Source organism: Virgibacillus dokdonensis (genome assembly GCF_900166595.1).
GTDB lineage: Bacteria > Bacillota > Bacilli > Bacillales > Amphibacillaceae > Virgibacillus > Virgibacillus dokdonensis.
Genome location: NZ_LT745763.1, coordinates 2,836,143 through 2,851,482, shown reverse-complemented (window position 1 = coordinate 2,851,482; position 15,340 = coordinate 2,836,143). Strand labels below are relative to the sequence as shown.

Below are 15,340 nucleotides of genomic sequence, written 5' to 3'. Positions count from 1 at the left end.
GGCTGGAAAATAATGGAGCAAGCAAAGAATATTAAACTCATCGCTTTAGACATGGATGGCACGTTATTAACAAAGGATCATGAAATTACACCACTGACTCGTCAAGCAATTTCAGAAGCAATGGATAAAGGAATTCATGTTGTATTAAGTACTGGACGTTGGTTGAAATCTTGTTACCCATTTGCAGAATCTTTAGGATTACAATCTTATCTCGTAACAGTGAATGGTGGAGAGATTTGGACGAAAGACCAAGAGCTTGTCGAGCAACATCTGTTCGACTCTAAGAAAATTGAACAGATGTACCATATAGCTACAGGGCTTGGACTTACGACATGGATGATCACTACAGAACAAGTATATCGTAATGAGTTACCAGAAAATGTTCATGAGCTAAAATGGTTGAAATTCGGTTGTGAGTCTCATGACCCAGTCACTTTAGAAAAAATGATTAAAGAGCTATCTTTTATAGATGGGCTGGAAATGACGAATTCCTTACCAACGAACCTAGAGGTAAACCCTGAAGGAGTAAATAAAGCCAAAGGTTTAGAAAAAGTTTGTAACTTGGTTGGAATAACAATGGATGAAGTGATGGCGGTTGGAGATAGTTTGAATGACATAAAAATGATTCAACAAGCTGGAGTAGGTGTTGCTATGGGTAACGCGCAAGAAGCGGTAAAAAAAGCTTCGGATTACATTACAGATGTGAACAACGCAGATGGAGTTGGCAAAGCAATTAGACGGCATGCGCTGTAGATGTATAGAACGGTTTAACAAAAGGGGAGATATCTTTCTCTCCTTTTTATACTTTAGGAAAGTTTTATAGTATAATAAAATGACAGCGTTTTTCTAATAGCAAATAGAAGGGGGCTCTAAGATTCTCGCTTCAAGAATTAGTAGTCCATTGATGGGAAGTTTCAATTTTCACCAAGACTACACAAGTGACAATAGGGCGCCTTTAGCACGGTTGTTATATTTAATTCATTACATAAATCTTTTCTCAATAACATATAATATAAGTAGAATAACCTTTTTAAACCCTAGAAACAGGATGCATCGAACGATAGTTGTACGCTTAGTAGCTTTCCTTCTGGCAACAATAGGCGTATAATAGAAGTTAGTATAAGAAAGGAGATGCTCACATGTCTTTTTCACGTGGACCAAAAGAACCGGTTCCAGAAGTGGAAACGAACATTTGGTCATGCACCAGTGACGACTGTCAAGGTTGGATGCGGGAGTCGTATAGTTTTGAGGAGGAACCAACATGTCCGTTATGTAAGTCCACTATGCAAAAGGAAGTAAGGACTCTTCCTGAACTTAAGTAGCATGAACCAATAAGTATCTCTTTATAAGATATAAACCCCTGCTACTAGCCCTTGATAGATATCAAGGGTTTTTTGCACTATATTTATCTCTGTTGATTCGTTCGATTCGCTACGTTGCTAAACTGGCGCCGGCGCCTTCGCTCATATATTATAAGAATCGTTTCCTTAAGATATGATAAATCTTAGACATACTATACAAGTAGCTATAATCTTGCAATTATTCGAAATGATTTGTTATACTAAAATCACAATTACTTGAAAGCGCTTTCTTAAAAGGGAGGAGAAAGTTAGATGAGGTATGCTAATCCAAATACGGAAAATGCTGTAGTTCATTTTAGGGAAAAATATGATAATTTTATAGGAGGAGAATATCTTCCACCAGCCAATGGAAATTATTTTGAAAATGCAAGTCCGGTAACTGGAGAAGTATTTTGTCAGATAGCAAGATCGACAAAGGAAGATGTAGAAGCTGCGTTAGATGCCGCTCATGAGGCGAAAATGATATGGAGCCAAACATCGGTAACGGAAAGATCATTGTTGCTTCATAAAATCGCTGATCGAATGGAAGAGAACATGGAAAAGTTAGCTGTTGCAGAAACTTGGGATAATGGAAAGGCAGTCCGTGAACCGTTAGCTGCAGATATACCACTTGCTATTGATCATTTTCGTTATTTTGCAGGTGTGATTCGAGCACAGGAAGGCGGAGTTAGTCAAATTGATAAAGATACGGTCGCTTATTATTTCCATGAACCTTTAGGAGTAGTAGGACAAATTATTCCTTGGAATTTTCCAATATTAATGGCTACATGGAAATTAGCTCCTGCACTAGCTGCTGGAAACTGTGTTGTTTTAAAACCAGCTGAACAAACGCCAGCTTCTATTCATGTATGGCTTGATCTAGTGAAAGACTTAATTCCTGCAGGTGTTGTGAATGTGATTAATGGATTTGGCGTTGAAGCAGGTAAACCACTAGCTTCAAATAGTAGAATTTCAAAAGTAGCCTTTACAGGGGAAACAACTACCGGACGATTAATTATGCAATATGCGTCGGAAAATATTATTCCTGTCACATTGGAACTTGGTGGTAAATCTCCGAACATATTCTTTGCAGATGTAATGGAAGAGGATGATGGTTTTTTAGAAAAAGCGGTCGAAGGGTTTACGATGTTTGCGTTAAATCAAGGGGAAGTATGCACATGTCCATCTAGAGCATTAATTGAAGAAACGATATATGATAAATTTATGGAGCGCGCTATAGATAGGGTCAAACAAATTAAGTTAGGGCACCCATTGGATACTACTACGATGATGGGAGCACAAGCGTCTCGAGAACAATTGGAGAAAATCCAATCTTATTTAGATATAGGTAAGCAAGAGGGAGCAGAGGTTTTAATTGGTGGAAATGTACAAGAAGTCGATGACCCTGATTTGAAAAATGGCTATTATGTAGAGCCAACTATTTTTAAAGGGAATAATAAAATGCGCATTTTTCAAGAAGAGATATTTGGACCAGTTCTGTCATTAACAACTTTTAGAGATAAAGAAGAAGCACTTACGGTTGCAAATGATACACTGTATGGACTAGGTGCAGGGGTATGGACGAGAAATATTAATACCGCTTACCGTTTTGGTCGAAATATAGAGGCTGGTCGCGTATGGACAAATTGCTATCATCAATACCCTGCACATGCAGCATTTGGCGGATACAAAAAGTCTGGTATTGGTAGGGAGAATCATTTAATGATGCTTAGCCATTATCAGCAAACGAAAAACTTGCTAGTAAGCTATAGCGAAAGGCCGGCAGGATTATTTTAATGCAATAGAAAGTGGAAATGTTCTGTACTTCAAATGCGCCAAAAAGTCCAGTTTTACGATAAGAAATCGACAATAAACTATATTGTTTTAATAGGAGGCGGAGAAATGGAGAGTGGGCTTTTAGAGCTGTATAGACTTTTTGTTAAAAGGGGGATCATATGGTAGAACGGGTAACAGCGACGAAAGCAGCACTTCAATTGTTAGAAAAGTTGAAACGTGAACATGGAGAAGTAATGTTTCATCAGTCTGGAGGATGCTGTGATGGAAGCTCACCAATGTGCTACCCTCTCCATGAGTTTCGTGTCGGTGATGCGGATGTGTTATTGGGTAGTATTGCTGGAGTGCCATTTTATATATCAAAGGATCAATATGAATATTGGAAGCATACACAGCTCATTATAGATGCAGTTAATGGAAGGGGAGGCATGTTCTCCCTAGAAGGGCCTGAAGGGAAGCGTTTTTTAACGAGATCTAGAGTTTTTACGGAACAAGAACAATTAACTTTAGAACAATAAGAAAAGGATACGCATATTCCCATGTGCGTATCCTTCTTCATACCAAGAGCTATTTCCCATGAATGGTAAAAGTCAGAGTGCGTTAACAGTTATTCTTTCATTTTATGGAGTATTTCTACCGCCTTTTCTGTAGAAAGACCACTATTGCCTTTTGTTTCTTCAATCATAATGGAAACAATAATGTCTTCATCGTCTGTAGGATAACCAACAAACCAACCGTTTTCCTGACCGTCACTATCATTAGTTAATTTTAACTCAGCCGTCCCCGTTTTACCCGAAACAGGGAATTTAGCATTTTTTGCAGAACGCTTTGCTGTTCCATCTACAACAACATCTCGCAGTGCTTCTTTGATTATGTCCGCTTGCTCTGGTGTAATTAATTTATCTTTCCACACTTGTGCCTTCTCTTCACTTGTTAACAAAGTTGGTTTTAGCATGTTCCCGTCATTTAAAAATGCTGTATAAGCTGTAGCTAGGTGTAACGAGCTCATTTCTACTTCGCCTTGACCATAGCTTGTATTTGCTAGTAGCACTTCATCATCTAGCTTTTCTGAAGTGGATATAGAAGATGCTGTAATCGGGTATTCAAATGGGAAATCCGTACCTAAGCCGAATGCTTTCAGTCCTTCAACGTAAGCTTTTGCACCCATATCGACAGCTTGCATGGCGAAATAGATATTATCAGATCGAACGATAGCATCATGTAGGTCAACAGGGCCGTTTGATTGGGATACACGTGTTACCTCATAATCTCCCCAGCCTTCCCCGTTACTCCAAGTAAGACCACTTATTTTTAACCCCTCTTTTGGATCGATCGTTCCATTTTTCATTCCAATTGCCCCAGTAATTGGTTTAATTACCGATCCAGGAGCATAGGTGGAAGAAAAACGATTTAAGAGTGGATTTTCTTTGTCCTCTTCTAGTTTTTTCCAAATATTTGCTGTTGTTCCATATAATATCTCATTTGGATTAAAAGAAGGGCTGGATACTAAGCCAAGTGTTTCCCCTGTTTTTGCATCTATTACAGAGGTTGTAGACTTATCGCCATCTAGTGTGTTATAGATTTTCTCCTGCACATTTATGTCGATGGTTAGCTGTACATTCTCGCCATCTTTGGCCTCTTTTTCTGCGAGAATCGTCTCTTCTCCATCATTTATAACTTTAACGGTACTACCTTTTATGCCGCGTAGCTGTTTTTCGTATAATTTCTCTAATCCTCTTTTACCAATAGTATCTTGTGCAGAGTAATTATTTTCCTTCTGTTTTTTTAACTCTTCTGCAGTTACTTGTCCGATATAACCGACGAGTGCTCCGGTAGCTGCTCCCCCTGGATAGATTCGTCCTGTCGTTTCTTGCCTAGTAATACCATTGATAGCAACAAGCTCATTCCAGAGCGCTTCATCCTCTTTCGTAATTTTTGCTATTGGAACAAATAAATTTGGCTCTACCCAACTGGCATTCAGTTTTTCGTCAATTGATTCAATAGATAGTCCAAGTAGTTGGGCGATTTTTTTCTTGTTTTGTTTTGCGTTTTCCCCAAGGTTCTCAGGTACAATTCCTATTTCATAAATGGTATCATTCATCGCAAGAGGCATATCATTGCGATCACGAATCTCGCCTCGAGCAGGTGTTGTAGAATCAATCCGGAGCTCACCGCTATCTTTCATTTCTGGGAAAATAAAACCAGTGTCCCAATCTACATACCAGTTTTCTTTATCCTCATCCTCTTGCTTGATTAGATTTGCTTCGTAATCAAAAGATATAGGACCTGCTGTTGTTTTCATGCTTACGGAAAAAGGAATGGATACTTTTCCATCTTCCATCGCTTTTTCACTTTCTTTATCACTCAATGTTTCTGCTTCAATTTTTAAATCAGAAACATTTAAATCCTGATAAATTTTTTTATAACGATCGACGAATTGTTCTGTTGGATAATTTTCTTTAGCTGATTTGCTTAACATGGCATACATTTTATCGAATTCTTTCTTGTTCCAATGATTGATATAATTGGAAAAGCGATCGCTTGGTGTTGCGTTATCATCAGAACAGGCAGTTATGACTCCTACTAACAATATGATTGCGATAACAATTAATTTTCTCATAGTAACCTCCCTTTATTTCAATTTAGCAAAGTAACATGGACGTACAGTCCTTTCATGTTACTTTATTCCACACTATTTCCCATCCATATGCGTTTTAATCTCAGACTGTACACGACTAAACTCCGACTCAGGGACAACATAAAACCAAATCCCGCCGATCATTTGACCGTTCCCTTTAATTTCTATAGTGGATATGTTATTTCTCGTGTTTCGATAGTTGCTGAATAACGTCTGCATATCATCCATGTCCAAATTCGTCTTGACATTATCCCCGAGTATGGTAAGTATATCTCCAAATTTAGTAATGCTTGAAAAGCTAGCTCCTTTATTAATAGCAGCCATGATTACTGCGCGCTGTCGTTCATTACGACCTAAGTCACCTCTGGGATCATTTTTTCGCATCCGTATGTAGTCTAATGCTTGTTCTCCGTTTAATTGCACGTCACCTTTTGGAAATTCAGAACCCCCTTGAGAAAAAGCGGTCTTATTCGTGACGGTCACTCCACCTAATGCATCAATCCCTTGTTTAAAACCTTCCATGTTGACACTGGCATAGTAATGTACTGGAATATCAAAGTTTTCCTCCACGGTTTGGACGGATAGTTCTACATCTCCGAACGCATATGCGTGATTAATTTTATCTTTTCCTCTACCAGGAATGTTGACATATGTATCACGGGGGATACTTATCATTTTCATTGCATTCGTTTTTGGATTAAGCGATAAAAGGATCATCGTATCCGATCTTCCTTTATCACCGCTTCGTTCATCGACTCCGAGCAGTAAAACGTTCACAGCTTTTGTATCTTTAAAGATAGCTTCGAGTTCTTTTTGTCGTTCTGGATCATTGTCACGTGAAAGTGGGTTATGCATCGTGTCAACTGTGCTATTAATTTGATTCCAAATGTAAAAAATAGTTGCTCCTACAATTAAAAGAATGGCTATAAAGATACTACCTAGCCATAACGGCCATTTCCGCTTTTTTTTGCTTTTCTCCATTCTCGTACTCAATAAATTCACTCCTATATCATTATTCTTGTTAACTTAGCTATATTCCTTGTGTGAAGACGAATTTTTAACACTGTATAAAGTATATAAAATTTCTAAAAGTAAAACCAAGGCGCTTTTTCGCCATAATGATTTAGTGATAAGTAAAGTAATTCTAAAGAAAATGATAGAGCTACCTTAACCCAACTTGGGCTGCTAGGTTGAACATGTGCTTAGTTGAAAGCATTTTTAAGATGATAGAAGTCTGTTAGTGTTATTTGCTAATATTTTACACCTTATTGCATTTGTCTGTATAAATGATCATTTAAAGAGGCAAATTATAAAATTAATTTACGGTTTGATTATATCGAAATTAGTCGTATTCGTCTATTTTTCCTCTCCTTTCAATTTTGTAAGCAACCGCATATACATGTAGATAAAGTATTCGTTTGTTTTTAAGTAATGTCCGAGAAGGGATTAAAGTATAAAATGATTTTTCGGAAAAAAACAACTATTGTCAAAAGTTATGGCATAATGCCATTTGAAAGAAGGGGGGGAATTAAGAATTGATTGGAGAAAAAATAAAAAGAATTACGAAAAGGCAAAAAATGTCAATTTCAGCATTAGCGGAAAAGACTGGTGTAGAAAAATCCTATTTAAGTTCCATTGAACACGGTTTACAGAAAAATCCTTCTATTCGGTTCATTGAAAAATTAATTTATGTACTAGGTGTGTCCATAAATGAGTTGTTACAAGAGGAAACAAGTTTAGCAGCAGAACAATATGATGAGGAGTGGCTGGAAATTGTTAAAGAAACAATGGAATCGGGAATGATAAAAGAACATTTAAAGAATACTTAGAATTTAATAAATGGCGAATGAATAAAGAATAACCAAAGAGCGGTAAAAAGTTCTGGATTATTCTTTTTTTGTTTACACGTTAGGAAAGTATTCGGTGTTTTATTAGAGTGACTCCCAATTTTATTTTAGTGACATATAATATTATAGCCTGAAAATATTTGGCAAACGAAAGCGTAAAAATTTCCCGGTTATCTTCTAAAGGATGCGGTTTTGGCGATAAGCCAAATTTCACTAATCATAAAATAAAAGCGGGAACGAAGGATTGTGTTTTTAACACAAAATGAGCTACTTCAACCAACTTGAAAAGCAATGAAGTAATAAGGGGTTAATATTATGTATATTCTTAATCTTGAAAAAAATAGTGAAACCATTGTATAACTGTGTAAAGTTTAGTAGAATTTATAGTGATTTGGTAAAAAATTATAAAATTATTGAAGCTTCATGTCAATGGTTCATTTACACAAAATGGAAGTTTAGAGGTGGGAAATGAATGGGTGAGCAGGAAAAGTATAAAAATTTATTAAAGAAAGTTATTCAAGAAACAGAAAATCAAAATATAAACTCTTCACAAGAAATGGTGAATATGCTTGTTAAAGAATTAAGGAGTATTACGTTAACAAGTTCAGTAGCACCTAAATCTTAAAACTAAGAAGTAGTATTTCAATATCTGGGATGCTACTTCTTCATATGTTATAAGTTTTATATTTTTGGGAAAATCAATGTATAAATAATGTTGATAGCAAAAATTTTTCAGCAAATCATAAAGTGATAAATGATTATAAAAAAATGTGAAGTATAACACAAGTTGTGTTATTATGGTGCTTAATGAAGGAAATGATGTTTTTAATAGATAATGGTGATTTTGCTTCAATATAGCAGAATACATATTTTACATCAAAGGAAGGAAGCGACCTGAAATGGATAAAACTTTGCCTATGTTCATTAAAAACGCTAATATATTCACAGAAACGACGATCATCAAAAATGGCAGTTTGCTTTTAGATGGAGGGAAAATTAGTTCTGTTCACCAACATGGGGATTTTCCGGCTTGTTTACCTGAAGCAACGCAAGTGATAGATGCAAATGGTTTATCTGTAATCCCTGGCTTTATTGATGGACATATTCATGGTGCGAATGGTTCGGATGTGATGGATGCTACCGAAGCAGCTTTAGATACGATGAGTAAAACGCTTCCCAAAGAAGGGACGACTAGCTATTTAGCGACAACGATTACACAGTCTCCTGAGCAAACGGAAGCAGCTTTAAGAAATGTACGTGATTACGTCAATAAAATTGGTCAAGCAGAAGTGGTTGGGGTGCATTTGGAGGGACCATTCATTGAAAAGAAGAAAGCGGGTGCTCAGCCATTACAATACATTAAAGATCCCGATATAGACGTATTCAACCACTGGCAGGAACTATCTGGAAACAAAATAAAAACGATTACAATGGCTCCAGAGCTTGACTCGAATGGAGCGTTTATAAAAAAATTAGCTGCTGATGGGGTCAATGTGTCTGCAGGTCATACGAATGCTAACTTTTCTATGATGCAACAAGCTGTAAAGCATGGGGTTAAGCAAGTTACACATCTTTGTAATGCTATGAACGGTATTCATCACCGTGATATCGGCACAGTTGGTGCAGCTATGCAACTCAAAGAATTACGTGCAGAACTCATTGCAGATGGTATTCATGTTGTACCAGAAATGTTGCAACTTATTTATCAAAACATTGGTAGTAAACGACTACTTTTAATTACAGATGCGATGCGGGCAAAATGTTTACCTGCTGGTGAGTATGAGTTAGGTGGGCAGCCCGTACATGTTTCTGCAGATAGAGCAGTATTAGATAATGGTACTTTAGCAGGAAGCATTTTAAAAATGCAGGAAGGTGCGCAAAACATGTTGCGATTAACAGAAGCTTCTATGCATAACATTATTGAAATGACTGCTGTAAATCCTGCCAAACAAATAAACATATATGATAGAAAAGGTAGTATCACACCAGGAAAAGATGCCGATGTTCTCATTGTGAATGAACATTTGGATATTAAGTATACATTTTGCAGAGGGAAAATAGCATTTAAAGGAGATAGAGAAAATGGAATTAATGAAGGTTCGTAATTATGAAGAGTTAAGTGAACGTGCCGGAGAAATGGTCATCGAAAAAGTAAATGCGCTTGAAAAACCAGTACTAGGTTTGGCAACAGGATCTACTCCGGAAGGATTATATGAGTATTTAATTAACCAATATAAAGCGGAAAAAGTATCATTTGAACATGTTGTTACTTTCAATCTTGATGAATATGTAGGTTTGGAAAAAGAAGATATTAATAGCTATAACTACTATATGAATGAAAAACTATTTAATCATCTTGGTATACCAGCTCATCAAACATACTTGCCAAATGGTAATGCACTTGATCTTAATCAAGAAGCTATAAATTATGAAAAACGTATTAAACAGGCAGGTAATATAGATTTGCAAATTCTTGGTCTAGGTTTAAATGGGCATATTGGTTTTAATGAACCAGGAACCCCGTTCACAAGCAGAACGCATATTGTTCAACTGGATGAGTCTACGCGTCAAGCTAATGCACGTTTTTTTATATCGCTTGATGAAGTACCTACGCAAGCAATAACAATGGGAATTGAAACCATTATGGAGAGTGAGCAAATTGTATTGCTTGTCTCTGGAGAAGGAAAAGCGGAAGCGTTGAAACGAGTAGTAAATGGTAAAGTAAGCGAAGAATTTCCAGCTTCCATATTGCAAAACCATAATAATGTTATTATTATAGCGGACGAAGCAGCGTGTAAGTTACTTTAATAAAAGGCTTCTCTATTAGCAAGAGTTTCTTAATTTGGGAAGCAGTAAGCAAATGTTTGAGGTTGGGATAGGAATAAATGAGGAGTCAAAGTGCTGTTCATATTTCTTTGTACTTGCCAAAACGTGAGTTTGTCTACATCTATATTTCAACAAAATAGAACAATTTTCAAGGGAGCTCTTTTGAAAGAAGAGCTCCCTTTATATGATAGGAAGGATAAAAATCAGCTTTTATACATCAATTTCAAGGTAAGTCGTATCTGTTTTGTTTATTCTTGCTTGATCATTGGTTAATTCAACTATAAAAGCTTCCAAATCTGCTTCTGCTCCCACTTCGACATAAACATGGTACGTGACTTGATCTGTATAATCTGTTTTGTGTAAGATGTATTCCGACTGTCGTAGAGCATGCTCTAATTTACCAGATAACCCATAATCCGCAGTCACCGTATATCCTTGCATGCGCTGACGCTTAACCACTCCAGTTGTTTTAATTGCTTGTGAAGTTGTGCTCCCATATGCTCGAATGAGACCACCTGCTCCAAGCTTAATACCTCCAAAATAACGTGTGACAACAACTGCAGTATCTTTCAATTTTTGTTTCTTCAGTACTTCTAGAATAGGCACTCCTGCTGTTCCGCTAGGTTCTCCGTCATCATTCGCTTTTTGAATTTGGTCGTGTTCTCCTATTATATAAGCAGAGCAGTTGTGTGTTGCATCATGATGTTTTTTCTTTATTTCTTGAATGAATTTTTGTGCATCTTCTTCCGTTTCAACTCTTTTAACATAGCCAATAAACCTAGATTTTTGTATTATAATTTCGTCTTGACCTTCTCGTTTTACAGTATAATAACGATCGAGCAATTTCCATTTCCTCCTTGGTATTTGCGTGATAAAATAAGATATATTCGTTTTGTAAACCGTCGGATTATAGTGCTAACAAACAGTGTATATTCTCGAATTTTCTACATAAATCCTACAAATAAAGTATTTTCAAACACATTAGCGATAAAAAATTAAAATTATATAACCTACAACAAAGGTTTTATAGAGTAGAAAAAGGGATATACATCATAAAGTGAATCTTTCATTCACAAGATTTTCTTTTATAAGCTATGGAAAAAACGGCTTTACAAAAATGTATAAACATGTCCTTTTATCCCGGGTATAAAGTGCTGTAAAGCTCTCATTTCAAGCATTAAAAGATGTGAGCTGAACAAGCCTAATTGGGTGATAACAGCACCTTTGTTCATTTAAAGAATCAGTGGGGGTTAAAGAAAACCACACGTATTGAAGATTCACTTTATAGTAAAAAGTAGGAATAGAGGTCCGGTTGTATTTATAAATTGAGTACAAAGATGCATTTTACGTCTTTCTTATGTATGCTAAAAGACCCTATAAAAAGTTGGACAGTTTGCGTATAATTATAACATAGGTTGGTGGGAAATGATGGCGCAAAGAATTAGCGATCGAGTTTTAGATTATATTATTCATGAGATGATTGAAGTAGTGCAAAATAGTAAAGATGAAATTTTTAGTATTAGTGAAGAAGCAAGAAAAGAGCATGAACATCTTGTGAAAGAGTTGCAAGATACAAAAATAAGGGTAGCACAACATATTAATGATGGTGACGATTTGGAACAAAAAGTTCGCTTTTCTCGTAGGAGACTAGCTGAAGTGAGTAAGCATTTCGATAGATACTCTGAAGCCGAGATAAGAGAAGTATATGAAAAGACACATTCTATGCAGACTAAACTAGCCATGTTGCGTCAGGAAGAAAGTGTACTGCGTGAAAAAAGAGATGATTTAGAGAGAAGATTAATTTCTCTTGCACAAACCATTGAACGGGCTGAAGGGTTAGCTGGTAAAATATCTGTGGTTCTTAACTATTTACATGATGACTTTAAACAAGTAAATGAAATGCTTGAAGAAGCAAAAGAAAAACAGGAATTTGGCTTAAAAATTATTGAAGCCCAGGAAGAAGAACGACGGAAAATTTCCAGGGAAATTCATGATGGACCAGCACAAATGCTCGCGAATATACTATTGCGATCTGAACTGGTAGAACGTACTTTTCTTAATCAAGACGTAGATCAAGCACTGGTAGAAATCAAAAGTGTTCGTGAGATGATACGCTCCTCCTTATACGAAGTAAGAAGAATTATTTATGACCTCCGTCCGATGGCTTTGGATGATTTAGGTTTAATTCCTACCATGAAAAAATATATCTCTACCACCGCAGACTATAATAATTTGAAAATTGAATTTCATGCATTTGGAGAGAAAAAGCGATTGCATCAAAAATATGAAATTGCTGTTTTTCGATTAGTACAAGAAGCTTTACAAAATGCTGTAAAACACGCAGAAGCTTCTTTAATTCAAGTGAAATTGGATATAGGAAAAAGTGATTTAACGATGGTAATTAAAGATAATGGGGTAGGGTTCGACCCTTCGTTAAAAAAAGATAAATCATTTGGATTAATTGGTATGAGAGAAAGAGTGGAGATGCTTGAAGGTGAAATGAATATCTCATCAAGCATAGGAAAAGGAACAACTATTTACATAAAGGTTCCTTATACGTCTGTATAACGGTATAATAAAATAGAACACTCTAAAATTCCGATATGAAACAGAAGTTTTTTGCTCTAAGGAAGATATTAACAAACCCTAACTTCGGAAGAAGCTTATTCATCGTAGGTAAGTCTAGATATAGATAATATTTGATTCTATCATAAGGAATTCCAGGGGAAAGAAATTTATTTTTGATGCAGGAGGAACTATTATAATGACTGAGGAAAGAAAAATACGTATTGTTTTAATAGACGACCATAAATTATTTCGTGAAGGCGTAAAAAGAATATTGGATTTTGAACCGGCATTTGAAGTAGTGGCAGAAGGCGATGACGGTTCAATGGCTGCCAAACTTGTAAAGGAAAATAACCCAGATGTCGTGTTAATGGATATTAATATGCCAAATATGAATGGAGTTCAGGCAACCAAGGATCTTGTCCGTTATTTTCCAAATACAAGCGTCATTATTTTATCGATCCATGATGATGAGAGCTATGTTACCCACGCTCTAAAAACTGGGGCACAAGGTTATTTATTAAAAGAAATGGATTCAGAGGCATTGATCGAAGCGATTAAGGTTGTCAGTGATGGCGGTTCTTATCTGCATCCAAAAGTGACACATAACTTAGTGATGGAGTATCGCAGACTAGCAAAAGACAATCTATCGTCATTAGCGGAAAATGGTATAGAATATAGGCAACCACTCCATTTACTAACAAAAAGAGAGTGCCAGGTATTACAATTATTGGCAGATGGAAAAAGCAATCGCGCTGTAGCTGAAACACTTTATATTAGCGAAAAGACAGTAAAAAACCATGTGAGTAATATTCTACAAAAAATGAATGTTAATGATAGAACACAGGCTGTTGTTGCTGCTATCCGCAAAGGGTGGGTAGAAGTAATCTAGTAAGCACTCTACTTCTTCTACTTATTCGTATATGAAGCTACCATTTAAACAAGGCGAAGTGTAGCCAATCAAACCATAAGAAAACGTCACTTCTATTCAGAAGTGTCTTTTTTTTTGCACTATCGGAGGTATAAGATCAGAAAAACGGTGGCTGTCATAAGGTAGTTTTTTAATAGTATAGGAAACGGGGATAATGAATGAAAACTACCATCAAAATACAACTCCTAATCTAAAGAGATTTTCCATATCCATGGAGGGAGTCTGCAGTGTATATAGCGAGAGCGGTCACTAGCTACATTTCGCTTACATGTATTTAAAAAAATTATTGTATTATAAATCACTAAAAGTGTGCATAAATAGAGTGCTGGAAATGTAGAGGTTGTAACTATGTTGAGAAAAACTTGACACATACTTCCTTTATCTAAAACATGCATTTTTTATTAATTTCATGTAGAATATAATAGGATTGTTGTACTAGTATATAAAAGCAAAGACTATATAAAGAGGAGAAGGTTTGCATGAAAGTTGCTGTAATGACAGACAGCACGGCCTATATACCCAAAGAAATACGAAATAAATTTAATATACATATGGTGCCATTAAGTGTCCAGTTTACGGACACTTCTTATCAGGAAGAAATTGACATTACAACGGAAGAGTTTTATCAAAAATTAAAGGAAACGAACGAACTGCCAAAAACTTCACAGCCTTCGATTGGTTATATTACAAATGTTTTAGAGGATTTGGCTAAAGAATATGATGCGGTTGTTTCCGTCCATCTTTCTAGTGGCATTAGTGGTACATATCAGGCGGTAGTAAGTGCTGGTGAAATGGTAGACGGAATTGAAGTTTATGCATATGATTCGGAAATTAGTTGTATGGCGCAAGGTTTTTATGTATTAGAAGCAGTAGATATGGTGCAAAAAGGAAAACAGCCTAAGCAAATTATCCGTCGATTCGATGAGATGAAGCAAACGATGCGTGGATATTTTATGGTAGACGATTTAAGTAATCTACATCGTGGAGGACGTCTTAATGGGGCACAGGCCATTTTAGGTAGTGTCCTACAAGTAAAGCCAATTCTTCATTTTGTAGATAAAATAATTGTGCCATACGAAAAAATTCGTACCAAGAAAAAAGCGCTACAGCGGATACTTGATATGCTGGAAAAAGATGCTTCTGAAGGTGGGGCAATCAAGGTAGCCTTTGTTCATGCAAATAATGAAGTTGACGCTCTTGATTTGGAACAACGATTTTTAAAAAAATACCCTGACGCTGAAACGACTATCAGTTATTTTGGACCTGTTATTGGCACACATCTTGGAGAAGGTGCATTGGGTGTGACATGGTATAAGCAGAAATAGCATTTGTTACACGCTATGATAGTATAAAATTTTTAAGTAAAAAAAAGCCTCTTTATAAAGGAGGCTCTTTTCAG

General features: G+C 36.2%; 14 protein-coding genes. 11 read left to right on the top strand and 3 right to left on the bottom strand.

Annotation, left to right across the window (positions count from 1 at the left end):
- The first annotated feature begins 12 nt into the window (after window positions 1-12).
- From B2C77_RS14995 to B2C77_RS14980, 4 genes are all read left to right on the top strand, one after another.
- A complete protein-coding gene (locus B2C77_RS14995; RefSeq protein ID WP_077705409.1) occupies window positions 13-753 on the top strand; it encodes a Cof-type HAD-IIB family hydrolase in 741 nt (246 codons plus the stop codon).
- 386 nt (window positions 754-1,139) lie between these two features.
- Window positions 1,140-1,322: a cold-shock protein gene (locus B2C77_RS14990; protein ID WP_073007670.1), complete on the top strand. Its 183-nt coding sequence runs from the start codon at window positions 1,140-1,142 to the stop codon at window positions 1,320-1,322.
- A 291-nt stretch (window positions 1,323-1,613) separates the two neighbouring features.
- Window positions 1,614-3,137: an acetaldehyde dehydrogenase ExaC gene (exaC, locus tag B2C77_RS14985; RefSeq protein ID WP_077705406.1), complete on the top strand. Its 1,524-nt coding sequence runs from the start codon at window positions 1,614-1,616 to the stop codon at window positions 3,135-3,137.
- 158 nt (window positions 3,138-3,295) lie between these two features.
- The gene (locus B2C77_RS14980) at window positions 3,296-3,652 is read left to right on the top strand and encodes a DUF779 domain-containing protein (protein ID WP_077705403.1); all 357 of its coding nucleotides are present in this window, start codon (window positions 3,296-3,298) and stop codon (window positions 3,650-3,652) included.
- A gap of 89 nt (window positions 3,653-3,741) precedes the next feature.
- Here the strand turns inward: B2C77_RS14980 and B2C77_RS14975 are convergent, their stop codons facing one another.
- Together B2C77_RS14975 and B2C77_RS14970 are read right to left on the bottom strand one after the other, a co-directional pair.
- A complete protein-coding gene (locus B2C77_RS14975) occupies window positions 3,742-5,754 on the bottom strand; it encodes a penicillin-binding transpeptidase domain-containing protein (protein ID WP_077705401.1) in 2,013 nt (670 codons plus the stop codon).
- A 72-nt stretch (window positions 5,755-5,826) separates the two neighbouring features.
- Entirely contained in the window at window positions 5,827-6,774 is a 948-nt protein-coding gene (locus tag B2C77_RS14970) for an LCP family glycopolymer transferase (protein WP_331804331.1), read from the bottom strand.
- 533 nt (window positions 6,775-7,307) lie between these two features.
- Here B2C77_RS14970 and B2C77_RS14965 point away from each other — a divergent pair.
- The 4 genes from B2C77_RS14965 to nagB all read left to right on the top strand — a co-directional run bounded on the left by B2C77_RS14965 (window position 7,308) and on the right by nagB (window position 10,427).
- Window positions 7,308-7,601: a helix-turn-helix domain-containing protein gene (locus B2C77_RS14965; RefSeq protein ID WP_367946643.1), complete on the top strand. Its 294-nt coding sequence runs from the start codon at window positions 7,308-7,310 to the stop codon at window positions 7,599-7,601.
- Window positions 7,602-8,091: 490 nt separating this feature from the next.
- On the top strand, window positions 8,092-8,244 hold the full coding sequence (locus tag B2C77_RS21735; protein WP_162985848.1) for a hypothetical protein: 153 nt from the start codon (window positions 8,092-8,094) through the stop codon (window positions 8,242-8,244).
- A gap of 274 nt (window positions 8,245-8,518) precedes the next feature.
- Window positions 8,519-9,724, top strand: a complete 1,206-nt coding sequence (gene nagA, locus B2C77_RS14960) for an N-acetylglucosamine-6-phosphate deacetylase (protein WP_077705395.1) — start codon at window positions 8,519-8,521, stop codon at window positions 9,722-9,724.
- Window positions 9,702-10,427: a glucosamine-6-phosphate deaminase gene (gene nagB, locus B2C77_RS14955; RefSeq protein WP_077705393.1), complete on the top strand. Its 726-nt coding sequence runs from the start codon at window positions 9,702-9,704 to the stop codon at window positions 10,425-10,427. Before nagA ends, nagB begins: the two co-directional genes overlap by 23 nt.
- Before the next feature lie 228 nt (window positions 10,428-10,655).
- On the opposite strand, the gene B2C77_RS14950 is transcribed toward nagB, so the two are convergent.
- Entirely contained in the window at window positions 10,656-11,288 is a 633-nt protein-coding gene (locus B2C77_RS14950) for a YigZ family protein (protein ID WP_077705390.1), read from the bottom strand.
- A 585-nt stretch (window positions 11,289-11,873) separates the two neighbouring features.
- Here B2C77_RS14950 and B2C77_RS14945 point away from each other — a divergent pair.
- The 3 genes from B2C77_RS14945 to B2C77_RS14935 all read left to right on the top strand — a co-directional run bounded on the left by B2C77_RS14945 (window position 11,874) and on the right by B2C77_RS14935 (window position 15,266).
- Entirely contained in the window at window positions 11,874-13,013 is a 1,140-nt protein-coding gene (locus B2C77_RS14945) for a sensor histidine kinase (protein ID WP_077705387.1), read from the top strand.
- Window positions 13,014-13,209: 196 nt separating this feature from the next.
- Window positions 13,210-13,902 (top strand): response regulator, encoded by a 693-nt coding sequence (locus B2C77_RS14940; protein WP_077705384.1) that lies wholly within the window; start codon window positions 13,210-13,212, stop codon window positions 13,900-13,902.
- Window positions 13,903-14,420: 518 nt separating this feature from the next.
- Entirely contained in the window at window positions 14,421-15,266 is an 846-nt protein-coding gene (locus tag B2C77_RS14935; RefSeq protein WP_077705381.1) for a DegV family protein, read from the top strand.
- The last annotated feature ends 74 nt before the right edge of the window (window positions 15,267-15,340 follow it).